At 74.0% G+C, this 25,193-nt stretch carries 25 protein-coding genes; 14 read left to right on the top strand and 11 right to left on the bottom strand.

The genetic code is table 11. The features are described from left to right. From ABEA42_RS09525 to ABEA42_RS09510, 4 genes are read right to left on the bottom strand one after another with little or no spacing between them, the layout of a single operon-like run. Positions 1-393 (bottom strand): universal stress protein, encoded by a 393-nt coding sequence (locus ABEA42_RS09525; protein WP_345502795.1) that lies wholly within the window; start codon positions 391-393, stop codon positions 1-3. A gap of 1 nt (position 394) precedes the next feature. After that, on the bottom strand, positions 395-1,894 hold the full coding sequence (locus ABEA42_RS09520; RefSeq protein ID WP_345502793.1) for a tripartite tricarboxylate transporter permease: 1,500 nt from the start codon (positions 1,892-1,894) through the stop codon (positions 395-397). Continuing rightward, the gene (locus tag ABEA42_RS09515; protein WP_345502791.1) at positions 1,894-2,505 is read right to left on the bottom strand and encodes a tripartite tricarboxylate transporter TctB family protein; all 612 of its coding nucleotides are present in this window, start codon (positions 2,503-2,505) and stop codon (positions 1,894-1,896) included. Before ABEA42_RS09515 ends, ABEA42_RS09520 begins: the two co-directional genes overlap by 1 nt. Next, complete coding sequence (locus tag ABEA42_RS09510) at positions 2,502-3,512, bottom strand: Bug family tripartite tricarboxylate transporter substrate binding protein (RefSeq protein WP_345502790.1); 1,011 nt, start codon at positions 3,510-3,512, stop codon at positions 2,502-2,504. Before ABEA42_RS09510 ends, ABEA42_RS09515 begins: the two co-directional genes overlap by 4 nt. A 107-nt stretch (positions 3,513-3,619) precedes the next feature. Between ABEA42_RS09510 and ABEA42_RS09505 the strand changes: the two genes are divergently transcribed. The 12 genes from ABEA42_RS09505 (at position 3,620) to ABEA42_RS09450 (ending at position 16,255) form a co-directional block, all read left to right on the top strand. Continuing rightward, positions 3,620-5,326, top strand: a complete 1,707-nt coding sequence (locus ABEA42_RS09505) for a sensor histidine kinase (protein WP_345502788.1) — start codon at positions 3,620-3,622, stop codon at positions 5,324-5,326. Continuing rightward, positions 5,323-5,994, top strand: coding sequence for a response regulator (locus ABEA42_RS09500; RefSeq protein WP_345502786.1), 672 nt, complete (start codon positions 5,323-5,325; stop codon positions 5,992-5,994). Before ABEA42_RS09505 ends, ABEA42_RS09500 begins: the two co-directional genes overlap by 4 nt. 3 nt (positions 5,995-5,997) lie before the next feature. Further along, a complete protein-coding gene (locus ABEA42_RS09495) occupies positions 5,998-6,759 on the top strand; it encodes an IclR family transcriptional regulator (RefSeq protein WP_345502784.1) in 762 nt (253 codons plus the stop codon). A gap of 48 nt (positions 6,760-6,807) precedes the next feature. After that, positions 6,808-7,518, top strand: a complete 711-nt coding sequence (locus ABEA42_RS09490; protein ID WP_345502782.1) for a D-alanyl-D-alanine carboxypeptidase family protein — start codon at positions 6,808-6,810, stop codon at positions 7,516-7,518. A gap of 18 nt (positions 7,519-7,536) precedes the next feature. After that, positions 7,537-8,100 carry a molybdenum cofactor guanylyltransferase gene (mobA, locus tag ABEA42_RS09485; protein ID WP_345502780.1) on the top strand — a complete coding sequence of 188 codons (564 nt, stop codon included), beginning with the start codon at positions 7,537-7,539 and terminating at the stop codon, positions 8,098-8,100. After that, positions 8,097-9,074: an NAD(P)H-quinone oxidoreductase gene (locus ABEA42_RS09480; protein ID WP_345502779.1), complete on the top strand. Its 978-nt coding sequence runs from the start codon at positions 8,097-8,099 to the stop codon at positions 9,072-9,074. Before mobA ends, ABEA42_RS09480 begins: the two co-directional genes overlap by 4 nt. Before the next feature lie 31 nt (positions 9,075-9,105). Continuing rightward, positions 9,106-9,468: a DUF1304 domain-containing protein gene (locus ABEA42_RS09475; RefSeq protein ID WP_345502777.1), complete on the top strand. Its 363-nt coding sequence runs from the start codon at positions 9,106-9,108 to the stop codon at positions 9,466-9,468. 167 nt (positions 9,469-9,635) lie between these two features. Beyond that, positions 9,636-10,889, top strand: a complete 1,254-nt coding sequence (locus ABEA42_RS09470) for an MFS transporter (RefSeq protein ID WP_345502775.1) — start codon at positions 9,636-9,638, stop codon at positions 10,887-10,889. Positions 10,890-11,030: 141 nt separating this feature from the next. Then, positions 11,031-11,693, top strand: coding sequence for a PadR family transcriptional regulator (locus ABEA42_RS09465; protein ID WP_345502773.1), 663 nt, complete (start codon positions 11,031-11,033; stop codon positions 11,691-11,693). Continuing rightward, positions 11,690-12,439, top strand: a complete 750-nt coding sequence (locus ABEA42_RS09460) for an ABC transporter ATP-binding protein (RefSeq protein WP_425572039.1) — start codon at positions 11,690-11,692, stop codon at positions 12,437-12,439. Before ABEA42_RS09465 ends, ABEA42_RS09460 begins: the two co-directional genes overlap by 4 nt. A 9-nt stretch (positions 12,440-12,448) precedes the next feature. Beyond that, entirely contained in the window at positions 12,449-15,334 is a 2,886-nt protein-coding gene (locus tag ABEA42_RS09455; protein ID WP_345502771.1) for an ABC transporter permease, read from the top strand. A 339-nt stretch (positions 15,335-15,673) separates the two neighbouring features. Further along, entirely contained in the window at positions 15,674-16,255 is a 582-nt protein-coding gene (locus ABEA42_RS09450; protein ID WP_345502769.1) for a bacterial proteasome activator family protein, read from the top strand. On the opposite strand, the gene ABEA42_RS09445 is transcribed toward ABEA42_RS09450, so the two are convergent. From ABEA42_RS09445 to ABEA42_RS09435, 3 genes are read right to left on the bottom strand one after another with little or no spacing between them, the layout of a single operon-like run. Then, positions 16,252-17,541: an MFS transporter gene (locus tag ABEA42_RS09445; RefSeq protein ID WP_345502767.1), complete on the bottom strand. Its 1,290-nt coding sequence runs from the start codon at positions 17,539-17,541 to the stop codon at positions 16,252-16,254. The two genes, ABEA42_RS09450 and ABEA42_RS09445, sit on opposite strands and share 4 nt — an antisense overlap. Before the next feature lie 8 nt (positions 17,542-17,549). Next, positions 17,550-19,226, bottom strand: a complete 1,677-nt coding sequence (locus ABEA42_RS09440) for an FAD-binding dehydrogenase (RefSeq protein WP_345502765.1) — start codon at positions 19,224-19,226, stop codon at positions 17,550-17,552. 10 nt (positions 19,227-19,236) lie between these two features. After that, a complete protein-coding gene (locus tag ABEA42_RS09435) occupies positions 19,237-19,914 on the bottom strand; it encodes an HAD-IA family hydrolase (RefSeq protein ID WP_345502763.1) in 678 nt (225 codons plus the stop codon). 42 nt (positions 19,915-19,956) lie between these two features. Between ABEA42_RS09435 and ABEA42_RS09430 the strand changes: the two genes are divergently transcribed. Then, positions 19,957-21,573, top strand: coding sequence for a metallophosphoesterase family protein (locus ABEA42_RS09430; RefSeq protein WP_345502762.1), 1,617 nt, complete (start codon positions 19,957-19,959; stop codon positions 21,571-21,573). 31 nt (positions 21,574-21,604) lie between these two features. On the opposite strand, the gene ABEA42_RS09425 is transcribed toward ABEA42_RS09430, so the two are convergent. The 3 genes from ABEA42_RS09425 to ABEA42_RS09415 are packed head-to-tail and all read right to left on the bottom strand — an operon-like array spanning position 21,605 to position 24,153. Next, positions 21,605-22,513 (bottom strand): sucrase ferredoxin, encoded by a 909-nt coding sequence (locus ABEA42_RS09425; protein ID WP_345502760.1) that lies wholly within the window; start codon positions 22,511-22,513, stop codon positions 21,605-21,607. Beyond that, complete coding sequence (locus ABEA42_RS09420) at positions 22,510-23,760, bottom strand: cupin domain-containing protein (RefSeq protein ID WP_345502758.1); 1,251 nt, start codon at positions 23,758-23,760, stop codon at positions 22,510-22,512. Before ABEA42_RS09420 ends, ABEA42_RS09425 begins: the two co-directional genes overlap by 4 nt. A gap of 33 nt (positions 23,761-23,793) precedes the next feature. Continuing rightward, the gene (locus ABEA42_RS09415) at positions 23,794-24,153 is read right to left on the bottom strand and encodes a hypothetical protein (RefSeq protein ID WP_345502757.1); all 360 of its coding nucleotides are present in this window, start codon (positions 24,151-24,153) and stop codon (positions 23,794-23,796) included. A gap of 184 nt (positions 24,154-24,337) precedes the next feature. Here ABEA42_RS09415 and ABEA42_RS09410 point away from each other — a divergent pair, with 184 nt between their 5' ends. Further along, on the top strand, positions 24,338-24,559 hold the full coding sequence (locus ABEA42_RS09410) for a hypothetical protein (protein ID WP_345502756.1): 222 nt from the start codon (positions 24,338-24,340) through the stop codon (positions 24,557-24,559). On the opposite strand, the gene ABEA42_RS09405 is transcribed toward ABEA42_RS09410, so the two are convergent. Continuing rightward, positions 24,556-24,957: a YkvA family protein gene (locus tag ABEA42_RS09405; protein WP_345502755.1), complete on the bottom strand. Its 402-nt coding sequence runs from the start codon at positions 24,955-24,957 to the stop codon at positions 24,556-24,558. The genes ABEA42_RS09410 and ABEA42_RS09405 overlap by 4 nt on opposite strands. Between the last annotated feature and the right edge of the window lie 236 nt (positions 24,958-25,193).

Below are 25,193 nucleotides of genomic sequence, written 5' to 3'. Positions count from 1 at the left end.
TCAGACGGCCTTGACCGCGAGCACGGGGCAGTCCGCGTCGAGCAGGATGCGCTGGGCGGCCGAGCCGAGGAGCAGCTTGCCCACCGGGGTCCGGTGGCGCAGGCCGATCACGATGACCGACGCCTGCTCCTCGCGGGCCACGTCGAGGATGACCTCGGCCGCGTCACCACCCTCGGCGATCTGGCGCACCTCGAACTCGAGGGCGAGCTCGTCGAGGTCGCGCCGCACCCGCTCGAGCTGCTCCTCGCCGGCACGCCGGGCGTCGACGAGGACGTCGTCGCGGGACATGTTGACCACGAGCAGCCGCTCACCGCGCCGGCGCGCCTCGGCGACGGCGGCGGTGAGCGCGGACTCACCCAGGGGGTTGGGCACGAAACCCACGAGAACGGTCATGTCAGGCCTCCGAGGTGGTGAGACGTCGGCTGCGGACCAGCCCGACGACGGGCCACGCGAGGGCGACCACGATGAGGACGTAGCAGACCCAGGCCACCGGGCCCCCGACGAGGCCGGAGATGTCGCCACCGGTGAGCTGCAGCGACTGGCGCCCCTTGCGCTCCACGAGCGGCCCCAGGATGACGCCCACGATGAGCGGCAGCACCGGGAGCCCGAACCGCCGCATCGCGAACCCGAGCAGCCCCAGCGCGAGCAGCAGCCACAGGTCGAACGGCTGGGAGTTCACGGCATACGCACCCATGGAGGCGAAGAACAGGATGCCCGCGTAGAGGTAGGGGCGCGGGATCTGCAGCAGCTTGGCCCAGGCCGGGGCGAGGGGCAGGTTGAGCAGCAGCAGCATCGTGTTGCCGACGAACAGGCTCGCGATGAGCGCCCAGACCATGGCCGGCTCCTTGGTGAGCAGGAGCGGCCCGGGTTCGATGCCCCAGCCCTGGAGGGCGGCGAGCATGATCGCCGCGGTGGCGTTGGTGGGCAGGCCGAGCGCGAGCATGGGCACGAGCGTGCCGGCGGCCGAGGCGTTGTTGGCGGCCTCGGGACCGGCGACGCCCTCGATGGCGCCCTTGCCGAACTCCTCAGGGTGCTTCGACAGCTTCTTCTCGGCGGTGTACGACAGCAGGGTCGGGATCTCGGCGCCACCTGCAGGCATCGCGCCGAACGGGAAGCCGAGCAGGGTGCCGCGCAGCCACGGCCTCCACGAGCGCGACCAGTCGCTGCGCCCCATCCACGGACGACCCACGGGGATGACCTCGCCCGCCTTGCGGCGCAGGTGCGCGGCGACCCAGAGGGCCTCGCCCACGGCGAAGATGCCGACCGCCACGACGACGACGTCGATGCCGTCCGCGAGCTGCGGGAGGCCGCCGGTGAGCCGCTGCTGGCCGGTGACGAAGTCGATGCCGACCACGCCGATGGTCAGGCCGACCAGCAGGGACGCGAGGCCGCGGACCCGCGAGGCGCCGAGCACGGCGGTGACGCCGGTGAACGTGAGCAGGATGATCGCGAGGTACTCGGGGGCACCGAGGCTGATCGCGAACTTCGCGACCTGCGGCATGAGGAAGACGATCCCGAGCGTGCCGATGGTGCCGGCGATGAACGACCCGATGGCGGAGGTCGCGAGCGCCTGGGCGGCCCGTCCCGCCTTCGCCATCTTGTTGCCCTCGATGGCGGTCACCACCGACGCGGACTCGCCGGGGGTGTTGAGCAGGATCGAGGTCGTCGAGCCGCCGTACATGCCGCCGTAGAAGATGCCGGCGAACAGGATCAGGCCCTGGACGGGCTCCATGCCGTAGGTGATCGGCAGGAGCAGGGCGACCGTCATGGCCGGTCCGATGCCCGGCAGCACGCCGACGGCCGTGCCGACGGTCACGCCGAGCAGGGCGATGAGCAGGTTCATGGGCGACAGCACGTCGCCGAACCCGCCGATGAGGCTGGTGATGTTGTCCATCAGAGGATTCCCTGGAGGATGCCCGCAGGCAGGTTGACGCCGAGGCCGATGGCGAAGACGTAGAACGTGATGAGGGACAGCGCGACGCCGGCAGCGAGGCCGCGGACGTGGTGCCGGTTGCCGAGGGCGAAGGCCGAGCCCCAGAAGAGCAGGGCCCCGCTGATCACCCAGCCGAGGGGCTCGATGAGCAGCGCGTTCACGGCGAAGGCGGCGATGAGCATGCCGATGGTGCGCCAGTCGACGCTGGTCGACAGGTCGACGTCCTCGCCCTCCTCGGCCTCACCGTGCCCACCGCGGGCGATGTCGACCGCGTAGAAGGCGGAGACGACGAGCAGCAGCACCCCGAGCAGGATCGGCATGGGCTTGGGGCCCAGCGGGTCGTTGCTGCTCGACACGGCGCCGAGGCGGCTCGCGTCGAAGAGCACGTACGCGCCGAGTGCGGCGAGCCCGGCACACAGGCCGTACTGCGCGCGGTCCCTGGTGCCGCCGGTCGCGCCCGCCGTGGTGGTCGCCCCGGTGGTCGCCCCGGTGGTCGCCCCCGTGGTCGCACCGGGCGCAGCCACCGGGTCGGACGTGCCGGTCTCCATGGTCTCGGGGTGCTGCTGGCTCATGCGAGGCCGAGCTGCTTGAGGATCTCGGCGACCTGGGTGTCCTGCTCCTTGAGGAAGGTCCCGAACTCGTCACCGGTCGCGAAGGCGTCGGTCCAGCCACGCGTGGCCTCCTCGTCCTTCCACGCCTTCGAGTCGTGCATCTTCGTCAGGGCGTCGATCCAGACCTTCTTGTCGGCGGCGGAGATGCCGGGAGGGGCGACGATGCCGCGCCAGTTGGTGAACACCAGGTCGATGCCCTGGTCCTTGAGCGTCTTGACGTCCTTGAGCGCAGGGATCGGCTTCTCGCTGGTCACCGCGAGGACGCGCACGTCGCCGGCCTCGACCTGGTCGAGGAACTCGCCGAAACCGCTGGCACCGAAGGCGATCTTGTTGCCGAGCAGCGCGGGGAGGAGCTCGCCGCCACCGTCGTACGACACGTAGCTGACCTGCTTGGGGTCGATGCCCACGGCCTGGGCCAGCTGCATCGGCAGCAGGTGGTCGGGACCACCCGGGGAGGAGCCGCCGCCGACGGCGACCTTCTTGGGGTTGGCCTTCCACGCGGCGATGAGCTGGTCGATGGTCTTGTACGGCGAGTCCTTCGGGACCACGATCGCCCCGGCCTCCTCGATCAGCTTGGCGATCGGGGTGGTGTCGTTGAGGGTGGCCTTGGACTTCTGCGTGTAGGCCGCGCCGACGACGCCGAGGCCCATCTGCATGGCCAGCTTGCCGTTGCCCTTCTCGTTGACGACGCGCTGCAGGCCGACGGTGCCACCGGCGCCGGGGAGGTTGAAGACCTGCACCGAGCTGGTGATCTTCGAGGACTCGAGCACCTTGGCCGCGGTCCGCGCGGTGGTGTCGTAGCCGCCGCCGGGAGAGTTCGGGACCATGAGCTGCAGGCCGCTGGCGGGCTTGCCGTCGTTGCCGGCCGAGCCGGCGGAGCCCTTGTCGGCGGTGGCGCCGCAGGCTGCGACGAGGAAGGTGGAGGCCACGGCTGCCGCAGCAGCCAGACCGGTGAATCGAGCTCTCATCGTTGAGGCCTCTTTCGCGTGGAGTGGGTCGAGCGGGATGATCGTGCTCGCCCGGCGGGCGATTCGTCGCCCTTGTGTCACCAGAGAAGGTTGAGTTCATAGTGGTCATGCGCGCACTGCGCCGGCGGACGCTGGCCGGGCAGCTGCTCTTCCTCCAGCTGGGCATCATCACGGTCGTCCTCGTGAGCGTGGGCGCCGTCTCGCTGGCCCAGTCCCAGGCCACGTTCAACCGCGTCGAGGGGCGCAGGGTCTCCGCGCTCGCCGAGCAGCTCGCCGCCAACCCGCTCGTCCTCTACAACCTCGACCTGCCGGAGCAGCGCACCGGCCTCGCGACCCTCGCGCTGCAGACGGTGACCCAGTCGCGCGTCACCGCCGTCACCATCGCCGACGAGGACGAGAGCGTCCGCGTCTCCACCGACCCCTCGATGGAGACCCGGCCGCTGCCGCTCGGTGCGAGGTCGGTCGGCGTCGGCGCGAGCTGGTCGGGGGTCATGGAGCTCGACGGCGACCGGGTGCTGGCCAGCCAGGTGCCGGTCCTCAGCCTCGCCAAGGGCCACGTCGGCGAGCACCTCGGGACCGTGATGATCACCGAGGACTTCCCCTCCATCTGGGAGCGCCTGCGCGGCGCCTCCTCCTACCTGCTCACCTACCTCGGTATCGCGCTGGCCCTGGGGGTCGCCGGCTCGTGGCTGCTCGCGCGGCGCATCAAGCGCCAGACCCTGGGGCTGGAGCCGCACGAGATCACCGGCCTCGCCGAGCACCGCGAGGCCCTGCTCTACGGCATCGCCGAGGGGGTCGTCGCCCTCGACCCGCACCAGCGGATCACCCTCGTCAACGACGTCGCCCGCCGCCTGCTCGACCTCCCGGAACACGCCGCGGGCATGAGCCTGCGGGACCTGCGCGTGGAGGGACGGCTGCTCGACGTCCTCACCGGCACCGGCCCGGACGGCGGTGACCCGGGCACTGACCACGGCAACGACCCCGGCAGCGAGGACGTCCACGACGAGGGCGGGCCCCGCGACGAGGTCGTCATCCGCCGCGGCCGGGTACTGGTCATGAACCGCATGCGCGTCACCCGCGACGGCCGCCACCTGGGCACGGTCACCACCCTGCGCGACCGCACCGACCTGGCCAACCTCGAGCGCGAGCTCGGGTCCTTCCGCAGCACCACGTCGCTGCTGCGCGCCCAGACCCACGAGTTCGCCAACCAGCTGCACACCATCAGCGGCCTCATCCAGCTCGGCGAGTACGACGAGGTGGTGCGCTACGTCGACGCGGTCACCGAACGCCGCCAGTCCCTCGACCTGCTCGTCAACAGCCGGGTGCGCGACCCCGCCGTCGCCGCCCTGCTCATGGCCAAGGCGTCGCTCGCCTCGGAGCGTCGGGCCGACCTGCGGGTGTCGGACGAGACCTCCCTCGACCGCCTCGACCCCGAGGACTCGGCCGACGTCGCGACCGTCGTGGGCAACCTCGTCGACAACGCCATCGACGCGGTGAGCAGCGGCCCGGGGGGCGCCGCCACCGGCCAGTGGGTCGAGGTGACGATCCGCCAGGACGCCTCCAGCGTCGAGGTCCGCGTGTCCGACTCGGGCCCGGGGGTGCCGCCGGAGGTGGCGCAGGAGGTCTTCGCCCACGGCTTCACGACCAAGGCGGCCACGGCCGGCGACCGCGGGATCGGCCTCGCGCTCACCCGCCTGGTGTGCCAGCGCCGGGGTGGCGAGGTCCAGCTCGCAAGGTCGCCGGAGGGCGGCGCGGTGTTCGTGGCGCAGCTCGGCATCACCCCGGTGGCGACCACGGCGGGGGCCTCGAGGTGATCCGTGTCCTGGTCGTCGACGACGACTTCATGGTGGCGCGCGTGCACACCGGGTTCGTCTCGCGCGTCGACGGGTTCGAGGTCGTCGGCACCTGCCACAGCGGCGCGGACGCGGTCACCGCTGCCGGTGAGCTCGTCCCCGACCTCGTCCTGCTCGACCTCTATCTCCCCGACCAGTTCGGCCTCGACGTCCTCAGCGAGCTGCGCCGGGCCGGCCACGACTGCGACGTCATGGTGATCACCGCCGCCAAGGAGGCCGACGCGGTCCGCGGCGCCCTGCGCCAGGGCGTCGTCGACTACGTGCTCAAGCCGTTCGGCTTCGAGGACCTGCGCGAACGCCTCGAGCGGTACGCCGCGCAGCGAGACGCGCTCGCCGCCGCGCAGGTGCGCGGGCAGGAGGACATCGACCGCGTGCTGTCCCGGGGCGGGAGCGCCCCCGCCGCCGCCCTGCCGAAGGGGATGAGCCCGCAGACGGCCCGGCTCGTGGAGTCGGCGCTGCGGGCAGCGGACGGCAACCTGTCCGCGTCCGAGGCGGCCGAGCAGGTGGGCCTCAGCCGGGTCAGCGCGCGGCGCTACCTGGAGTACTTCTGCAGCATCGGCCAAGCCGAGGTGACGCTGCGCTACGGCTCGGCCGGGCGCCCCGAGCGCCGCTACCGGTGGGGGGCCTGACGCGTGGCCAACGCCCCGGCCGCGCGGCACACCCTCGACCTGCTCACCCTGCTGGCGCGCCACACCGAGCCCCTGCCGGCGGGCGCCATCGCCCGCGAGCTCGGGCTGCCGCGCTCGACGACCTACCACCTGCTCGCGGTGCTGCGGGACCACGGCTTCGTCACCCACCTCGAGGAGGAGCGCCGCTATGGCCTGGGGGTCGCGGCGTTCGAGCTGGGCTCGGCGTACCAGCGGCAGGCCCCGTTGCAGCGCATCGCAAGGCCCCTGCTGGGACGGCTGGTCGACTCCACGACGCACAACGCCCACCTCGCGGTGCTGCACGGCCGTGACGTCCTCTACGTCATCGAGGAGCGGGCGCCGGGCCGCCCCCTGCTCGTCACCGACGTGGGTGTGCGGCTGCCCGCCTCGCTGACCGCGAGCGGGCTCGCCATGCTGGCCGAGCTGCCACCGGCCCAGGTGCGGGCGCTGTTCCCCCACAAGGACTCCCTCGTCCAGCGCGACGGCCACGGGCCCACGACCGTGAGCGAACTGCGCCGCGAGCTCACGGCCGTCCGCGCCCGCGGCTACGCCGTCGAGGACGACTCGGTGAGCGCAGGGCTGTCGTCGGTGGCGCGGGCGGTGCTCGACCACACCGGGCACCCCGTCGCGGGGGTCGCCCTCACCTTCCCGCGCGACGGCGTGGACGACGCCGAGAGGAAGCGGCTCGTGGCAGCGGTCGGGCGGGCGGCCTCCACACTCACGGCACGCATCGGCGGGGTCCGCTGATCCGGCACCCGGTCCTGCCACAATGCCGTGGTCGGAAAGGGGGGAACCATGACGACGACACACGTCTCGGCGGGGCGTCGGCGACGCCAACGGGCGCGCCGGACCCTCACCGTCGCCGTCGCGCTGCTCCTCGTCGGCGGCGGAGCGGGGTACGCCGCGTGGCACGGTGACGACCGCGCCGACGACGGCAGCGCGGCGCAGGCGCCAAGGCGGGAGCCCGTGGCCGGCGCACCGTCCTCCGCCTCGGCACCGCGCTCCACCGCCGGGGCGGCCCGCCCGCGCGCGAGCGCGCGACCCCACGGCTCCTCACCCGCGACGAGCCTCGCGCCGGTGGTGACCGACCGCATCCCGGAGCCGACGACGAGCATCGCCCTGAGCGCCCCCGTACCCGGCCTGACCAACATGCAGCGCCCTGCCGCCCGGGCGTTCGAGCAGGCCTTCGCCGCCGCTCGGGCAGCCGGCCTGTCGCCGGAGGTCCGTTCGGCCTGGCGCAGCCGTGAGTACCAGCAGGTGCTGTTCGACCGCGCCGTCACCAGCTACGGCTCCCGGGCGGAGGCAGGACGGTGGGTCCTCACACCGCTGCGCTCCGCCCACGTCAAGGGGTACGCCGTGGACGTGCACCCGGCCGCGGTCGCCTCCTGGCTGGAGGTCCACGGCTCGAGGTACGGCCTCTGCCGCACCTACGACAACGAGTGGTGGCACTTCGAGTACGTCGCCTCCACCACCTGCCCGGCGAGGAAGCCGGACGCCGCCGGCTGAGGCGACCACAATGGCGGCGTGACCACCGTGACCGCCGTCGTGCTCTGCGGCGGCGCGGGCACCCGCTTCGGTGGGGACAAGACCCGGGCCGTGCTCGGCTCGACGACCGTGCTCGACCACCTGGTGCGCGCACTGCCACCCACCTGGACCGTCGTCTGCGTCGGCGAGCCGCGGGAGCTCTCCCGGCCCGTCCGCTGGTGCCGCGAGGAACCGCCCGGGGGCGGCCCCGTCGCCGCCCTGGCCGCCGCCCTGCCCCACGTGACCGACCCGGTGGTCGTCGCCCTCGGGGGCGACATGCCGTACGCCGCGGCGCCGGCGCCTTCCCTCGTGGCACGCCTGGCCGCAGAGCAGGACCTCGACGCGGTCGTCGGGCGGGACGCCGGTGGACGCCTCCAGCCGCTCCTCGCCGCCTACCGCCTCGAGGCCCTCCGCGCAGCCGTCCCCGACCCGCCCGGGGGCACCCCGCTCATGCGGGTGCTCGACCGGATGCGCTCGGCCGTCGTCCCGCTGGAGGCACCGGGCACCCTCGACGTCGACACCCCCGCGGACCTCGAGGACGCCCGCCATAGGCTCGACCCATGAAGGCCATCACGATCCCCCAGCCCGGCGACGCCGACGCCCTCGTCCTCGCGGACGTCCCCGACCCCGAGCCCGCCCCGGGCGAGGTGCGGGTCCGGGTCGCCGCCGCGGGGGTCAACCGCGCCGACGTGATGCAGCGGATGGGGCACTACCCGCCGCCGCCCGGAGCGCCGGAGTACCCCGGCCTCGAGGTCAGCGGCACGGTCGAGGCGCTGGGCGAGGGCGTCCACGGCTGGGCCGTCGGCGACCAGGTCTGCGCGCTGCTGTCCGGTGGCGGCTACGCCGAGCTGGTGTGCGTGCCGGCCGGACAGCTGCTCCCCGTGCCCCACGGCACCAGCCTCGAGGACGCCGCCGCGCTGCCCGAGGTGGTCAGCACCGTGTGGAGCAACGTCTTCATGACCGCCAACCTGCTGCCCGGCCAAACGGTCCTCGTCCACGGCGGGTCGTCCGGCATCGGCACCATGGCGATCCAGCTGGCCCGCGAGGTCGGGGCCCGCGTCGTCGTCACGGCGGGGTCGGCGGCCAAGCTCGAGGCCTGCCGGCAGCTCGGCGCCGAGATCCTGGTCAACTACCGCGAGCAGGACTTCGTCGAGGAGGTGCGGGCTGCCACCGGCGGCGCCGGTGCCGACGTCATCCTCGACAACATGGGCGCGAAGTACCTCGCCCGCAACGTCGAGGCCCTCGCTCCCGGCGGCCGGCTCGTCGTGATCGGCCTGCAGGGCGGCGCGAAGGCCGAGCTCAACCTCGGTCTCCTGCTCCGCAAGCGCGGCGCCGTCATCGCGACCTCGCTGCGGGCCCGACCGGCGGACGAGAAGGCCGCGATCGTCGCGGCCGTGCGCGAGCACGTGTGGCCCCTGGTGGAGGAGGGTCGGGTCCGTCCGGTCGTCCACTCCCGGCACCCACTCGCCGACGCCCCCGCGGCGCACCGCGAGCTCGAGGAGAGCGGCCACATCGGCAAGATCCTGCTCACTCCCTGACAGCGCCGACGGGGCCTGCCACGCTTCCGGGGTGAGCACCCTCGCCGTCGTCCTCGTCGCCCTCGTGGCGGCCATCCACGTCTACATCGTCGCGCTCGAGATGGTGCTCTGGGCGACCCCACGCGGCCGGGCGGCGTTCGGGCTGACGCAGGAGTTCGCCGAGTCCACCAAGGCGCTCGCCGCCAACCAGGGGCTGTACAACGGGTTCCTCGCCGCCGGGCTCCTGTGGGGGCTCGTGGGCCCGGCCGACCACCGGTTCGCGTTCCGGGTGTTCTTCCTGGCCTGCGTGGTGGTGGCCGGCCTGTACGGCGCCGCCACGGCCAGCCGCCGGATCCTGCTCGTCCAGGCGCTACCGGGCGCCGTGGCACTCGCGGCGGTCCTGCTCGCGGGGTGACCGGCGCACCTCCAGGACGCCGGTAGGATGGAGTCGTCCGGTGCGCGTGACCGCAGCCTGAGCTGAGGCCCTCGCCCGGAATGCTCAGGGTTCCTGTGCGCCTCGGAGGCGGGTTCGGCGCACGCCCGTCTGCCGTACCCCGGCACCGTCCCGAGGACCTGAGCCCCGTGTCACCGATCGCCTCCTACCGCCAGCTGCTGCGCCTGGCCGGCCCCGTCTACGTCGTCATCGCCTTCGTCGGGCGGCTGCCCCTCGCCATGAGCCAGATGGGTGCGCTCCTGCTCGTGTCCGGCACGACCGGCTCGTATGCCGCGGGCGGCCTGGCCGCCGGCTCGCTGGCCGTGGCCAACGCCATCTGCTCGCCGGTCGCGGCCGCCCTCGCCGACCGGGTCGGGCAGCGCCCCGTGGTGCTGGCCCAGTCGGTCCTCGGCGGCATCGGGCTGCTGGCCCTGGTCTGGCTGGCCGCGCGCGACGCCTCGGGAGGGGTGCTCGCCGCTGCGGCCGGCGCCACCGGGGCCTTCCTGCCCCAGGTCGGTCCCCTCGCCCGGGTCCGCTGGCGCCCCATCACGCGCGGGGCGGGGGCCCGCCAGCACCGGCTCGTCGAAGCGGCCTTCTCCTACGAGGGGGCGGCCGACGAGGCGACGTTCGTCCTCGGTCCGGCCCTGCTCGGGCTGCTGCTCCTGCTCGCCGACCCCGGCGCGGGACTGGTGGTGGCGGCCGTCCTGCTCGTCTGCTTCGGTGGCGCGTTCGCGCTCCACCCGACCGCTCGCCTCGCCCACACCCCCCGCCGCGAGGGCCAGCCCCGTGTGCGGGTCATGACGCCGACCCTCGGCGTGCTCATGGTCGCCCAGGGCCTCATCGGCGCCTTCTTCGGCTCGGTGCAGACGGGCACGAGCGTCCTGGCCACCGCCGAGGGCCACGCCGGCATCGCCGGGCTGGTGCACGCGGTGCTCGGGGTGGGCAGCGTCGCCGCCGGCCTCGCCATCGCGGGCGTCCCCGAGCGCTTCGGCTTCCCCCTGCGGATGCTGGTCGCCGCGGCAGGCCTGCTCGTGCTCTCCCTCCCGCTGCTGGCGGTCGGCTCCCTCGGGTCGCTGGTCCTCGTCGTGCTCGTCCTCGGCTTCGTCGTGGCGCCCTACATGATCAGCAACTTCACCATGGGCGAGCGCAGCGCCCCGCCGGCCAAGGTGGGCACGGCGATGACCCTGCTGGCCGCGGCCACCGGTCTCGGGTACGCCGTGGGGTCGGCGCTCGCCGGCCGGCTCGCCGACGGGCACGGCCACACCGCGGCCTTCGCCGTCACCGTCGGGGCGGCCGCCGGGGCCCTGCTGCTGTCCGTCGCCGCCCAGCCGCTGCTGCGCCGCGGCCGGACCACGGAGCGCGCCGCGGTCTCGCAGCCGGTGGACGTGCCGGCGCCCGTCTGATGCTTGACGCCGCCTCCTGATACTCGGTATACCTTCCCTCACCGGGTCGCAATACCCGGTATAGGGGACACCGCAGGGGGACCTGGCGGCCCGGCACCAGCCGGGCCGCCACCTCCCGGGTCAGGCAGAGGGGGACGGGGCATGTCGGTACGGCAGGGACTGCTCGCGCTGCTCGCGCAGCAGCCGATGTACGGCGCGCAGCTGCGGTCGGAGTTCGAGGCACGCACCGGTGGCACGTGGCCGCTCAACGTCGGGCAGGTCTACACGACGCTGGCCCGCCTCGAGCGCGACGGCCTCGTCGAGGAGGTCGGCGCCGACGACGAGGGCCGCATCTCCTACCGGCTCACCCGCACCGGCCGGGCCGAGGTTGCCCAGTGGTGGCTCTCGCCGGTCGACCGCGAGACGACGCCCCGCGACGAGCTCGTCATCAAGCTCGCCCTCGCGGTGACGGTCGAGGGGGTCGACGTCCACCGCGTCGTGCAGACCCAGCGCACGGCGACGCTGCGCCACCTGCAGGACCTCACCCGCCTCAAGCAGCGCGCCACCACCCACCACGAGTCGGGCGACGGCGGCGACGGCAACGTCGACCTGGCCTGGCTCCTCGTCCTGGAGAACCTCATCTACTCCGCCGAGGCGGAGGTCCGCTGGCTGGACCACGTCGAGGCCCGCCTCGTCCGCGAGGCCAGCCGCCCGCGCAGGCAGGCACGCACCGTACCCACGACCGACGACGAGGGGCCCGGCACCGTCGGGGGTCCGTCGGCACCGCACCACACCATCGCGACGACGCCCAGGGGGGCCCAGTGAAGACCAACGGCACGACACCCAGCACCACCGACCCGATCCTGCGCCTGGACAACGTGGTCCGGGTGCACGGCACCGACACCACCGCCGTCCGCGCGCTCGCCGGGGTCAGCCTCGACGTCCACGCCGGCGAGCTCGTCGCGGTCATGGGGCCCAGCGGGTCGGGCAAGTCGACCCTGCTCAACCTCGCCGGCGGTCTCGACTCCGCGACCAGCGGGCAGGTCCTCATCGAAGGGCAGGCGCTCGGCACCCTCAAGGGCGACGCGCTCGCGAAGCTGCGGCGCCGGCGGGTCGGGTTCGTCTTCCAGGACTTCAACCTCATCCCCTCGCTCACCGCGGTCGAGAACGTCGCGCTCCCGCTCGAGCTCGACGGGCAGCGGGTGGGTCGCGCCCGCAAGCAGGCCATGGAGGCGCTCACCCTGGTGGGCGTCGCCGAGCTCGCCGACCGCTACCCCGACAAGATGTCCGGCGGCCAGCAGCAGCGCGTCGCGATCTCCCGCGCGCTCGTCGGCGACCGACGCCTCGTGCTCGCCGACGAGCCGACCGGGGCCCTGGACTCCCACACCGGGGAGGGGGTCCTGCGGGTGCTGCGCGAGCGCTGCGACGACGGCGCCGCGGGACTGCTCGTGACCCACGAGGCCCGGCACGCGGCGTGGGCCGACCGGGTGGTCTTCCTGCGGGACGGGGTCGTCGTCGACAGCACCGGCTCGGCGCAGACCGCCGAGGCCCTGCTCGACCCGGCCCTCTGAGGCGCGGACATGACCACCCTGACCCCGCCCCGCCAGCACACCTCCCCCGACCACCTCCGCACCGGTGAGCCCACCGGGTCACGGTTCGCCCGCTGGCGCGCCTCGTGGCGCGTCGCTCTGCGGATGGCCTGGCGCGACGCGCGGCGCCACCGGGGCCGCAGCGTCCTCGTGTTCGTCATGGTCGCCATCCCGACCGGCCTGCTCGTCGGCATCGCCACCTTCGCGTCCTCCGAGAGCGTCACCGGCGCCGACCGGATTCCGTTTACCCTCGGCCCCGCCCAGGCCATGGTGTCCGGCCTCGAGAACCAAACGGTCGCACAGGCCGAGGACCCCGACCAGGCCATGTCCACGGGTGCGCGCGAGGCCACCGCGATCCCCGGCTTCGACCGGGACGCGAGCTTCGGCTCGGCGCAGAACGTCGCCGCCGTCCAGCGGCTCACCGGGGGCGAGGTGACCCGGGTGGGGACCACCTCGCTGCGCCACCGCATCGGTGACCGTTCGGTCAGCGCCGACCTCATGGTGCTCGACACGTCGAAGGCCTGGGGCGACAAGGCCCACCTGCTCAGCGGGCGCTGGGCGACCTCCGCCCGGGAGGTCGTGGTCACGCCGTACGGCCTCAGCCGCGGCCTGCCGTCGTCCGGGTCCGCGACCCTGACCAGCGCGGGCAAGGAGTACCCCGTCACCGTCGTCGGCACCGCGATGGCCTTCAACGGCTGGGGCGGCATGCCCGACCTGGTGACCACGCAGCCCGTCGCCCAGGACAGCATCTACTCCTGGCAGTGGCTCGTCCTGCGCGACACCCCCGTCACCTACACGGAGGTCAAGCACCTCAACACCTACGGGCTGCGCGTCGCCAGCGCCGAGGTGCTGCGCCACCCCCCGACCGCCGCCGAGCTGCCGCCCGAGCTGGGGTCCCTCAACGACTACCAGCAGCAGCAGCTGCGGGTGCTCGTGGCGGTCGGCGCGATCATGCTCTTCATCGTCACGACACTGCTCGTGGCGCCGGCCTTCGCGGTCAGTGCCTCGCGCCAGCGGCGCACCCTGGCCCTCGCCGCCAGCAACGGCGCCGAGACGCGCCAGCTGCGCCGCAAGGTACTCGCCCAGGCCCTGGTGCTCGGGGCGGCGAGTGCCGTCGTGGCCGCCGCGCTCGCGGTCGTGGTGCTCAGGGTGGTGCAGCTGTGGTGGGTCCACCGGAGCCCGTGGACGAGCCACCGCTACTTCCACGTGCCCGTGGCCGCGGTGACCTTCGTCGTCGTCTGCTCGGTGATCAGCGCCCTGGTCGCGGCCATGATCCCGGCGGCCCGCCTCGGCAGGCTCGACATCGTGGGCGTCATGCGCGGGCAGAGCGTCTCCCCGCGGCTCAACAAGGTCGCGCCGGTCCTCGGGGTGGGGGTCGCCGTCGCCGGCGGCGCCGGCCTCCTGTGGGCCGTGCGCACCGAGCAGCGCGAGATACCGATCATCGCCACCGGCCTCGCGCTCGTGCTGGGCGCGCTGCTCCTCGTGCCGCTCCTGCTCGTCGTCGCGGGCCGGCTGGCCTCCCGCCTCCCGGTCGCGCCGCGACTCGCGACCCGGGACGCAGCGCGACACCGCACCCGCTCGGTCCCGACCGTCACGGCCATCGTGGCCGGGGCGATCGCACTGACGATGTTCAGCATCGGGCTCGCCAGCGACACCGAGCAACAGCGTCGCCAGTACCAGCCCCGGGCTGCGATGGGTGAGGGCTTCCTCAACTACTGGCCGATGGACGCCGCAGCCGAGGCCGGCAACGGAGGACAGGTCGACGGCCAGGCCGCCGCAAACGAGGCGATGAGCATCGTGCGCCGCGTCACCCCCCAGCTCGTCGCGAGCCCACTCGGGGTCGTCCAGTCCTCCGGCGCCGGCATGAGCGACACCGACCCCGTGCCCGTGGTGACCGTCGTCCCGCCCGGGTGCACGCCCGCACAGACGGTCACGGGCGGACCGGCGGGCACGGTCGACGCCGGCGGCTCGCTGCCCGGCGTGCCCGAGGGCCGGCCCGACCCCTCGCTCGTGTGCAACCTCGTCGGCACGACGGCGATGCGCCAGGTCGGGGTGCTGTCGTCCAAGGACCTCGCCACCGCGCCGTGGCTCACGGCCGACCAGAAGACCGTCGTGGCCGCGGGCGGCATCCTGCTCGACGACCCCCGGCTCGTCAGGTCCGGGAAGGCGGAGGTCGCCACCGGCACCTTCACCATCGCCAAGGACACCGGCCTGCAGACCCCGGGCCCGCTGCGCACGCAGTCGCTGGCGGCCGTGGCTGCCGCGCTGCCCTTCGACGGGCAGAACCTCGGGGCCCTGGTCAGCGCGGACACCGCCCGCCAGCGTGGCTGGCCGGTGTCGGGTCAGACGGTGCTCCTGCGCAGCCCCGATGGCGCGATCAGCAGCACCGACCAGGCGGCCCTGTCCGACGCGGTCGGCGACGAGGGGGAGGCCTACGTCGAGCGCGGGTTCCAGCGCTCGGACCGGGTCGTGATGCTGGCGCTGTTCGGCGGGTTCGCCCTGCTGCTGCTCGTCGTCACGCTCATCTCGACGGCTCTGTCCCTGGCCGAGCAGCGCGCGGACCTCGGGACCTTCGCCGCGGTCGGGGCCACGCGCGGTACCCGGCGCCGGCTCGCCGCCGCGCAGGCCGCCGTCGTCGCCCTCATCGGCGCGGTCCTCGGGATCGCGGTCGGCCTCGTGCCCGGCATCGCGCTCACCTACCCGCTCACGGGCCAGAGCTGGGACCCGGCGACGGGGATGGAGGTCAGGACCGCGCCGATCATCGTCATCCCGTGGCTGCCGCTGGCCGCGGTGGTCGTCGGTGTGCCCCTGGTGGCGGCCCTGCTGTCGTACGCCGCCATCCGCAGGGCCCCCGCGATGACGCGTCGGGCCGACTGAGCCGGTCCACCGTGGGTGCCGGTCGGGGGGCCCGCACCCACGGTGGACCAACTTCACGCGCCGTACCCAGCTCCCGCACTTTCGGCCACTCGCCCGCTTCCCCACCCCCGCGCCGTACCCAGCCCCCGCACTTTCGGCCACTCGCCCGAAAGCCCTCCGCCCACTTCCCCACCCCCCGCCGTACCCAGCCCCCGCACTTTCGGCCACTCGCCCACTTCCCCACCCTCCGTGCCGTACCCAGCCCACGCACTTTCGGCCACTCGCCCGAAAGCCCTCCGCCCGCCCGCCCCTCGCCCTCTCGCCGCACCCCTCGGGTGGCGCTGGGGCAGGATGGGACCCATGAGTCCCTTCACGCCGAACACCCCTGACGACGCCCCCTCCGACGCCGGTGACCAGCAGCGGGTCGTCGTGGTGACGCAGGACGGCATGGGCGTGCACCCGCACGACGGCGACGAGGACGGCCCCACCAACCCGGCCGACCTCGTGGAGCAGCCCGCCAAGGTCATGCGGATCGGGTCGATGATCAAGCAGCTGCTCGAGGAGGTCCGCAACGCGCCGCTCGACGAGGCGGGACGGGCGCGCCTCGCCGAGATCCACCGCCGCTCGATCAAGGAGCTCGAGGACGGCCTCGCCCCGGAGCTCATCGAGGAGCTCGAGCGGATCGCGCTGCCGTTCGAGGAGGGGCACGCCCCCACCGATGCCGAGCTGCGGATCGCTCAGGCGCAGCTGGTCGGGTGGCTCGAGGGCCTGTTCCACGGCATCCAGACGGCGCTGTTCGCCCAGCAGATGGCGGCCCAGCAGCAGCTCGCGCAGATGCGGCGGGCGCTGCCCCCCGGTCACCCCGAGCAGCACGGCGGGCCCGACGGCCCGGGTCTGCGCCCCGACCTCGGCGAGGGCGGGCCCACCGGCCAGTACCTCTAGCCGGGAGCGACCTGCTGGGTCGCCGCGATCCGGCGCAGGGGCGAGAGCCAGGCGAACACCGCCGCCAGGACCCCGACGCAGACGAGCGTGACCATGGCCGGGCGCACCGCCGTGGCCGCGGCCAGCGCACCCCCGGCGACCGACCCGAGGGTCCACCCCAGCCCCCACGAGAGCATGCGGCCGGCGGTGTTGACCCTGCCCAGGAGGTGCTCCGGCGTCTCCTGCATGCGGTAGGTCAGCGAGGTGATGAGCACGAGCTGGTAGGCGACGCCCCAGACCACCATCCCGATGCTGGCCAGCACCCAGCCGGGAGCGAGCGCGGTCGCGATCCCCGCCAGTGCCGAGACCGGTATGGCGCCGAGCGTCACCTTCGCGACCGGGTAGCGGCGCAGCAGCCTAGGCACGAGGGCTGAGGCGAGCACCCCGCCCACACCCCACACCGCGAACACCAGCCCGAACCGCCAGCCCGAGATGCCGATGTGCAGCACCTGGTCGGCCCACGGCACGAACAGGGCGACGAAACCCGCGCCTCCGACCGACTGCAGCCCACCGATGACGGTGTTGGAGCGGACGCCCTCGTGCCGCCACAGGAAACGCACGCCCTCGCGGACGTCGCGCAGGACCACCGAGGGGCGCAGCGGGTCGAGGCGCTCGCGGTGCGAGGACAGGGCCCGGCGGATCGCGCGCACCAGCAGGGCCGACACGAGGAACGTCAGGGCGTCGACGGCCAGCAGGGTCGAGGGGTGGGCGACCGCGAGCGCGAGGCCGACCCCGGCCGGCACGACGAGGTCGAGCACCCCGCCGACGCCCCAGATCGCGGCGTTGGCGTCACCCACCCGCTCGCGCCCGACGAGCACGGGGAGCGCCCCGAAGTTGGCGCCGTCGAAGAACGTGAACAGGCTCTGTGCGACGAATCCCGCGACGAGCACGTGCGGGATGGTGAGCACGCCCAGCCAGTGGGCCAGCGGCACCGACCCGATGACGACGACGTTGGCGAGGTCGGCGGTGACCATGACGCGCTTGCGGTTCCACCGGTCGCTGAGGGCGCCGGCGAACAGCCCCATGAGCAGGTAGGGCAGCGCGTCCAGGGTGGTGACGAGTGCGGTGAGGCCCGGGGAGCGCGTGAGCGTGTAGACCAGCACCGGCATCGCGACCACGGTGATCAGCGATCCCCCGACCGACACCATGCGGGCGAGCCAGTAGAGCCGGAAGTCGCGGTCGTCGAGCAGCCGGGGGCGTACGAGCCCCGGCACGCCCGCCACGTCGTCGGTCACGTCGTCGGTCATGCGGTGGCTCAGCCGACGGCCGCGGCGGCCGCCCGGCCGGCGACGCGTCCGGAGAAGATGCAGCCGCCCAGGAAGGTGCCCTCGAGGGCTCGGTAGCCGTGCAGCCCACCGCCGCCGAACCCGGCGACCTCGCCGGCGGCGTACAGGCCCGGCACCGGCTCGCCGGACGGGGACAGGACGCGGGCGGACAGGTCCGTCTCGAGGCCGCCGAGGGTCTTGCGGGTGAGGACGTGGAGCCGGACGGCGATGAGCGGGCCGGCCTTCGGGTCGAGGATCCGGTGCGGGGCGGCAGTGCGGATCAGCCGGTCGCCCCGGTAGCGGCGGGCCCCGCGCAGTGCGGTGACCTGGGCGTCCTTGCCGAAGTCGTTGTCGAGCTCACGGTCGCGCTCGACGATCTGGCGCTCGAGGTGGGCGCGGTCGAGCGGGGCGTCGGGGGTGAGCGCGTTCATCTTCCGGACGAGCTCGTCGAGGGTGTCGGCGCTGACGAAGTCGGCACCCCGGTCGAGGAAGGCCCGCACCGGCGCCGGCATGTCGGCGCGCGCGCGGCCGAGGACGTCGCGGACCGACTTCCCGGTGAGGTCGGGGTTCTGCTCCGAGCCCGACAGCGCGAACTCCTTGCCGATGATGCGGCTCGTGAGGACGAACCAGCTGTGGTCGTGCCCGGTGCGGCGCAGGTGGGCGAGGGTGCCGAGGGTGTCGAAGCCGGGGAACAGCGGCGGCGGGAGGCGGTCGCCGTTGCCGTCGAACCACATCGAGCTGGGCCCGGGCAGGATCCGGATCGCGTGCGAGGGCCAGACGGGGTCGTAATTCTCGATGCCCTCGACGTAGTGCCACATGCGGTCGCGGTTGACGAGGTGGCCCCCTGCGGCCTCGGTGATCGCCAGCATCCGGCCGTCGACGTAGGCGGGGACGCCCGTGAGCATGTGCTCCGGCGGCGTACCCAGCCGGGCCGGCCAGTTGGCGCGCACGAGGTCGTGGTCGGCACCGATACCGCCGCTGGTCACGACCACCGCCTGGGCGGTGAGGTCGAACGCCCCGGCCGCCTCCCGCGAGGTGGGGCGCCCGCGCTCCGCCTCGTCGGCCACCAGGCGGGTGCCCCTCACCCCGATGACGGTGCCGTCGTGGGTGACCAGCTCGTCGACGCGGTGGCGGTGCCGCAGCTCGACGCGTCCGGCGGCGACGTGCTCGCGCACCCGGCGCAGGAAGGGCTCGAGGACGCCCGGGCCGGTGCCCCAGGTGACGTGGAACCGTGGCACCGAGTTGCCGTGCCCGGAGGCGGTGCCGTCACCGCGCTCCGCCCAGCCGACGACCGGGAACCAGCGCATGCCCTGCTCGTGGAGCCAGCGTCGCTTCTCCCCCGCGGCGAAGTCGACGTAGGCGCGGGCCCACTGCTCACCCCAGTGGTCCTCGCCGGGACGACCGTCGGGACCGGGCGCGAGCCGGTCGAAACCGGCCGACCCGAGCCAGTCCTGCAGCGCGAGCTCGGCCGAGTCCTTGATGCCCATGCGACGCTGCTCGGGGCTGTCCACGAGGAACAGCCCCCCGAACGACCAGAAGGCCTGCGCCCCGAGGTCGGCCGGCCCCTGCTGGTCGAGGACCACGACGCGTCGACCCGCGTCGGCGAGCTCGGCGGTGGCCACGAGCCCGGCGAGGCCGGCACCCACGACGATGACGTCAGCGTCCATGCCGGCCAACCTACGCGTCGGTAACGACACCCGTCACGAGAACACGACCGCCGGCCGGGGCGAACCGGACGTCGGCCAGGGTCGCCACGACCGCGTCGGCGACCAGGTCGGCGGGTTCGGTGGTGGTGGTCACGGCGAGGGTGGCGCAGCCCGCGGCGCGCGCCGCCTCGAGGCCGCCGGGAGCGTCCTCCACGACCAGGCAGTGCGCCGGGTCGACACCGAGCCGCTGCGCGGCGAGCAGGAACGGGTCGGGGTGCGGCTTGCCCCGGTCCACGTCACTGGCCGTGACGACCACGCGGGGGACCGGAAGCCCGGTGGCCACGATCCGCGCGTCGGCCAGAACCCGGGTGCACGACGTCGCGATGGCGCACAGGTCGTCGCCGGCCAGCGCGGCCAGGGCTGCCAGGGCGCCGGGCAGGATGGTGATGCCGTCGGTGTCGGCGGTCTCGATCGCCTCGATGCGCTCCACCGCCGCGTCGACGCGCTCGGGCGGCAGCAGCTTCTCGGCTATGCCCCGCGCCGGGACGCCGTGGAAGCCGACCAGGCGGCGCGGGTCGACCCCCTCCTCCTCGGCCCACCGCAGCCAGCTGCGCACCACCACGGGGATCGAGTCGATGAGGGTCCCGTCCATGTCGAACAGCACGGCGGCGAAGTCACGCCCGTCCAGCGGTCCCAAGGTTCCCGGCATACCGGACAGGGTAGGCAGCGTCCAGACGGTTACGGTGGGTGGGTGAGCACGCCCGCGGACACTCCACGGCGCAGGCGTGCCGTGCCCCGGACCGTCGTGCGGGTCGCCGCCCTCCTGGGGCTCTTCCTCGGCTGCGTCGTCGGTGGCGTCGCGGCGACCACCCTGTTCCCCACGTCCGTCGACACCCTCAACTACGGGGCCACGCTCCGCCTGTCGATCGACCCGCAGGACATCGGCAGCATCCAGAGCCCCACGGTCTTCGGGGACATCCACCTCGACTTCGCGACACCGGTGCCGACGCCCGGCGTGCTCGCCGACGTGCACGTCAAGGAGCACATCACCGACCTCCTGTCACGGCCCAACATCTCGGTGCGCTCGCTCCAGCCGGGCCCCCTGGAGCTCGAGGCCGCCGCCCGGCACGCCGCGATCGGGCTCGCCTGGCGCTTCGCCGCCGGGGCCCTGCTCGTGGTGCTGCTCGCCGTCGCGGCCTACACCGGTTGGGCGCGACACCTCCCGCGGCCGGTACGGCTCGCCACCGTCACCACCTGCTGGGTGGTGGCGTGCGGGGTGACCTTCGCGAGCATCGGGTTCGGCTACCGGCCGGAGCGCCTCGACCGGTTCACCACGACCGGGATCCTCGGCGCGGTCCAGCGCAACGCAGACCTCCTTGAAGGGGTCGAGACGCGGGCCGAGCAGACCACGCCCTACCTGAAGAACCTGCTCGCGCTGTCGTCGGCGCTGCAGGACAAGTACGCGCCACAGGTGCTGGGCAAGCCGGTGGCTGCGCGGCTGCTCCTCGTCTCCGACATCCACGGCGGCAACCAGTACGCGCTGATGAAGACGATCGTCCAGCAGGAGCGGGTCGACGCCGTCATCGACAGCGGCGACCTCGTGAACTTCGGCACGGTGGCGGAGGCGCAGGCGGCCGGCCTCTTCGAGGGCATCCGCTCGCTCGGCGTGCCGTACCTCTTCGTCAAGGGCAACCACGACGCCCGCTCGTCGACCGACACGGAGGTGCTGCGGGCGCTGGCCAAGGTCCCCAACGTCGTCCTGCTCCAGCCGGACGCCGACAGCTACACGGTGCAGTCGATCGGTGGGGTCCGCATCGCTGGTTTCAACGACCCGCGCTGGTTCGGCGACGACAACCGCGACAACGCGGCAAAGCAGAAGGGACCGGCCGCGCGGTTCACCGCGGCGATGGCGGACCTGCCCGCCCCTGACGTCGTCGTCGGGCACGAGCCCGGTGCGGTCAGCGCCATCGAGGCGGCGGGGGTCAAGGTCCACGGCCACCTGCACACCGACCAGCTCGAGGGCAACACGATCGGTGTCGGCACGTTCACCGGGGGCGGCCCGTTCAGCCACTTCCTCGAGGGCGCGCAGGGTGAGGAGCTCACCGGGCAGCCGTCCGCGTTCGACGTGGCCGCCTTCGGCGAGGACTGCCGGATCAGCTCCCTGACGCGCTACCAGTTCCGCAACGTCATCGAGGGCCGGCCGGCGTACGACGACGTGACGCTCATCAACGGGTCGCGCATCGAGCAGTCGGCCCCACCCGCGCTGGCCCCCGTGGGCGACGCGACCTCGACGCCCACCGCGCCGCCGCGGACCTGCTCGGCCTCCACCGAGCCGTCGGCCGAGAGGGTGGCAGCCCCGGCTCCCTGACGCGCCTTGGATCCTGTGGTGCGGCGGTGGCTCAGGGAGCCTGCTCGGCCGAGGGGATGCGCAACGTGTCGACCACGTAGCGGAAGGCCGAGGACGGCTCCAGAGCGCGGCACGTCAGCAGCTCGGGGGGTGCCGTGACACGGCGGACGTCCGCCTGGACGAGTACCGGGAGCCGGCCACGCCCGTGCAGGGTGACGGTCCAGGCGTGGTCCCCCACGGGGTCGCTGGTGGTCGACCGCACGTCGGCGAGGCCGCAGGGCCGGTACCGCGCGAAGACCGCCGCGAGCGCCGCCTGCGTGACGGGTGGTTCGGTCGAGACGCCGCGGAAGTGCGCCGGCGTGACCGTGCCGCGCAGGTGAGCCGCCACCACCCCCACGGCCGATGCCTCGTCGAGGTTGCCGTAGGTGGCGCCGTCGGGCAGGACGAGCACGTTGGGGGCGAACCGGTCCCCACCCACGTGGGTGCACTCCCACGTGTGGCCCGGCCAGCGGGCGGCGAGGGCAGCCGCCACCGGGCGCCCCCGCACCGCGCAGCAGGTGTCGTGCAGCCCGTGCGTGCACACGAGCAGGATCGGTTCGGGCGCTGGTCCCCGCGACGGGACGGGGCCCTCGCGCATCGCCGTCGCGGCGCGCAGCAGGTCCTCACCCCGGCGCCAGGTCCCCCACTGCTGCGTGCCGTCCCGGTCGACCACCGCCCAGCCCTGCACCGCCCGGCGTGGCCGGCGACCGGGGCGGCGGATGAGCAGTACGCGTCCACGGGTGGCGAGGGCCGCCTCGTGCAGGGCGCGGGCCACGGCCGGCGACAGGCCGGTGCTGTCCAGCGCCCTGACGGCCCAGGGCCCTGCATGCTCCACGAGCAGCCACCGGTGGGCCGGCGCCGCCGAACCGTGCAGCGGGTCGCCGCGCAGCCGCGCTCCGGTGGCGCACAGGTCGGCGGTCACGCGGCGACGGCGATGCCCGCCAGCACGAGGCGGCGGGCGAGGTCCAGGCCGAGGTGACCCGCCGTCGAGGCCCCGTCCGCGAGGAACGACCGGACCGCGTCGAGGTCCGCCGCGTCCACGCGTACGGTGCCGGCGCGGCTGCGCAGGACAGCGGGCACGGAGCCCTCGTCGAGGGTCGGGGCGAGGTGGGGTCGCGCGCGCAACGGGGTGTCCTCACGCAGCGCGCCGGCCAGGGCGTGCTGGGCGAGCGGACCCACCGGGGCCGCCCGCTGGGACCCCCGCGACGCCGACACCAGGGCAGTGGTGAGGTCGGCCGCGTCGAGGTCGTCGAGTGCCCGGTGCAGCGCCGCGCGGACCAGCTCGACGTCCGCCGCCAGGGCTGTGGGGTCGGCGAGGTCGGCACCCAGCGGCAGCGACGCGCGGACCTCGGGGTCCCGCGCCGCCCCGGTCAGTGCCGCCGACACGAGCTCCTGCGCGAGGTGGTGGCGGTTCCACGCGTGGACGCCGATGGTCAGGTGGGTGCTGACCCCGCCGAGGGCGGTGGCCGAGTGCAGGTAGCCGCGCGGGAGGTAGAGGCAGTCACCCGGGGAGAGCGTCGTCTCGAGCAGCGGGTCGGCCTCCGCCGCCTGCTCGACGGCCACGCGATGGTCCGTCCAGGGCTGGTCGCGCAGCGGTCGTGGGTGCACGGGCGGCCTGATGCGCCAACGCTTCTCGCCCGAGATCTGCAGCACGAAGACGTCGTGGACGTCGTAGTGGTCGCTGAAGCCGGTGTTCTGGGGCGGGGTGACGTAGGCGTTGACCTGCGTGGGGTGGCCGAGGTCGGCGGACAGCTGCTGGGCGAAGTCGACGACGGGCTCCCACACCCGGTGCAGGCCCTGCAGCACGAGCGTCGCACCGTCGGCGAACTCGCGCAGCACGTCGTCGTCGCTGGCCTGGTCGGCGATGCCGGCACCCGTGCCCCCGCTGCGGGTGAAGCGGCGCTCGGGCAGCGTCGAACCTCCCTTGGCCATGCGCAGGAACGGTGTGCGGAGCCCTCGGCGCGACACGAGCTCGTCGACGGCGCCCTCTGAGAAGAGGTCGTCGAACGGCGCGGGAAGGTCGGCCGCCCGCGTGAGCAGCGGCTCGGTACCCCAGTGCTCACTCGCGAAGGTGTCCGGGTCGGTGGCGACGAGTCGGCGCAGGGCAGGGTGCCCGCCCGTGCGGGCGGGCACCCCGGTCCCTGTCGTCGACCCTGTGGTGGCGGTCATGTCCTCGATGTCGACGGCAGTCGTCCGGCCCGGTCAGAGACCGCGCTCGACCTCGTCGGCTCCGCCGTCGGCACCGCCGTCGTGGCCGCCGGGGTTCGCGCCACCGTCAGCCGGGCCCTCGCCCGCACCACCGTCCGCGCCGCCATCGGCACCACCGTCCGCGCCGCCGTCCGCGCCGCCGTCCGCGCCGCCGTCGGCACCACCGTCGGCACCACCGTCGGCACCACCGTCGTGGCCGCCGGGGTTGGCGCCACCGTCAGCGGTGCCCTCGCCGGCACCACCGTCCGCGCCACCGTCGGCACCTCCGTCGTGGCCTCCCGGGTTCGCGCCGCCGTCGGCCGGGCCCTCGCCGGCGCTCAGGTCGTCGGTCGGGCTGCTGGGGGTCTCGCTCATGGCTCTGCTCCCTCTGTCTCGGATGGCGGGGCCTGGTCGCACCGCTTTGTCCTTCCTATGCCACATCCCGGGACGGCGCCACCGGTGCAGACCTCGTTTCCGCAGGTCAGCGCAGCGCCACCGCACGGCGACCACCCCGGACGAGGGCTGCCCACGCAGCGCACCGCGGGTGCACAATCGGGGCATGGCAAGGAAGTGGTCGGACCTCAGCCCCCGCACCCGCCGGGTGGTCACGGTCATGGCGGCGCTCGAGGGCGCCGTGAAGGTGGCCGCGCTCGTCGACCTGGCCCGCAGGCCGGCGAGCCAGGTGCGCGGGAGCAAGGCGGCGTGGGCGACGGCGATCGTCCTCGTCAACTCCGCCGGCGCGGTCCCCCTGGCCTACTTCCTGCGCGGGCGACGCCCCTAGCCACCGAGGCCGGCGACGCGGCGCAGCGCCTCGAAGCCGTCGTCGCTCCCGCGCCAGTGCCGGCGCAGCTCCTCCAGCCCCACCCTCCGGGCCACCGACCGCAACGTCCAGACCACGACCACGACGTCGTCCGCGTAGCCGACCACCGGCAGGAAGTCCGGGACGAGGTCGAACGGCAGCGCGAGGTAGCCGATGAGCAGCCCGAGGCGGACGCGTACGCCGCGGGGCTGGCTGCGGTCGGTGGCGAGGTCGCGCAGCAGCCGCAGGAGGTCTGGGAGCAGCCGCACCGACTCCTTGAGCAGCGAGCCACGGGGCCGCACGACGAGCAGTGCCACGACCACCGCGAGCCAGGTGGCGACGAGCCCTGCGACGACCGCGACCAGCACCTCACGCCACATGCGGCCAGTGTGTCAGCGGCGAGGCCCTGAGACGGCACCGGTCATGGCGCGGTAAGAAGTTGGCAAGGGTTCGTCCCCTGACCGCCACACCCCTGCGCCCGGTCCTACTGTGCGACCACCGTCACACCGAACCGCAGGGAGATGTCAATGGCGATGACCCGGACGTTCGGCGCGATCACGGCACTGGGGGCCGCGACCGTGCTCACGTTTTCAGCACTACCCGCACATGCCGCGGG

The organism is Pedococcus ginsenosidimutans (assembly GCF_039544395.1).
Classification (GTDB): domain Bacteria; phylum Actinomycetota; class Actinomycetes; order Actinomycetales; family Dermatophilaceae; genus Pedococcus; species Pedococcus ginsenosidimutans.
This window is presented reverse-complemented; position numbering and strand designations above follow the sequence as displayed.

Coding starts and splice junctions, on each gene's coding strand:
- ABEA42_RS09525 (WP_345502795.1), bottom strand. CDS start 393: ATGACCGTTCTCGTGGGTTTCGTGCCCAACCCCCTGGGTGAGTCCGCG.
- ABEA42_RS09520 (WP_345502793.1), bottom strand. CDS start 1,894: ATGGACAACATCACCAGCCTCATCGGCGGGTTCGGCGACGTGCTGTCG.
- ABEA42_RS09515 (WP_345502791.1), bottom strand. CDS start 2,505: ATGAGCCAGCAGCACCCCGAGACCATGGAGACCGGCACGTCCGACCCG.
- ABEA42_RS09510 (WP_345502790.1), bottom strand. CDS start 3,512: ATGAGAGCTCGATTCACCGGTCTGGCTGCTGCGGCAGCCGTGGCCTCC.
- ABEA42_RS09505 (WP_345502788.1), top strand. CDS start 3,620: ATGCGCGCACTGCGCCGGCGGACGCTGGCCGGGCAGCTGCTCTTCCTC.
- ABEA42_RS09490 (WP_345502782.1), top strand. CDS start 6,808: ATGACGACGACACACGTCTCGGCGGGGCGTCGGCGACGCCAACGGGCG.
- ABEA42_RS09480 (WP_345502779.1), top strand. CDS start 8,097: ATGAAGGCCATCACGATCCCCCAGCCCGGCGACGCCGACGCCCTCGTC.
- ABEA42_RS09465 (WP_345502773.1), top strand. CDS start 11,031: ATGTCGGTACGGCAGGGACTGCTCGCGCTGCTCGCGCAGCAGCCGATG.
- ABEA42_RS09455 (WP_345502771.1), top strand. CDS start 12,449: ATGACCACCCTGACCCCGCCCCGCCAGCACACCTCCCCCGACCACCTC.
- ABEA42_RS09450 (WP_345502769.1), top strand. CDS start 15,674: ATGAGTCCCTTCACGCCGAACACCCCTGACGACGCCCCCTCCGACGCC.
- ABEA42_RS09445 (WP_345502767.1), bottom strand. CDS start 17,541: ATGACCGACGACGTGACCGACGACGTGGCGGGCGTGCCGGGGCTCGTA.
- ABEA42_RS09440 (WP_345502765.1), bottom strand. CDS start 19,226: ATGGACGCTGACGTCATCGTCGTGGGTGCCGGCCTCGCCGGGCTCGTG.
- ABEA42_RS09435 (WP_345502763.1), bottom strand. CDS start 19,914: ATGCCGGGAACCTTGGGACCGCTGGACGGGCGTGACTTCGCCGCCGTG.
- ABEA42_RS09420 (WP_345502758.1), bottom strand. CDS start 23,760: ATGACCGCCACCACAGGGTCGACGACAGGGACCGGGGTGCCCGCCCGC.
- ABEA42_RS09415 (WP_345502757.1), bottom strand. CDS start 24,153: ATGAGCGAGACCCCCAGCAGCCCGACCGACGACCTGAGCGCCGGCGAG.
- ABEA42_RS09410 (WP_345502756.1), top strand. CDS start 24,338: ATGGCAAGGAAGTGGTCGGACCTCAGCCCCCGCACCCGCCGGGTGGTC.
- ABEA42_RS09405 (WP_345502755.1), bottom strand. CDS start 24,957: ATGTGGCGTGAGGTGCTGGTCGCGGTCGTCGCAGGGCTCGTCGCCACC.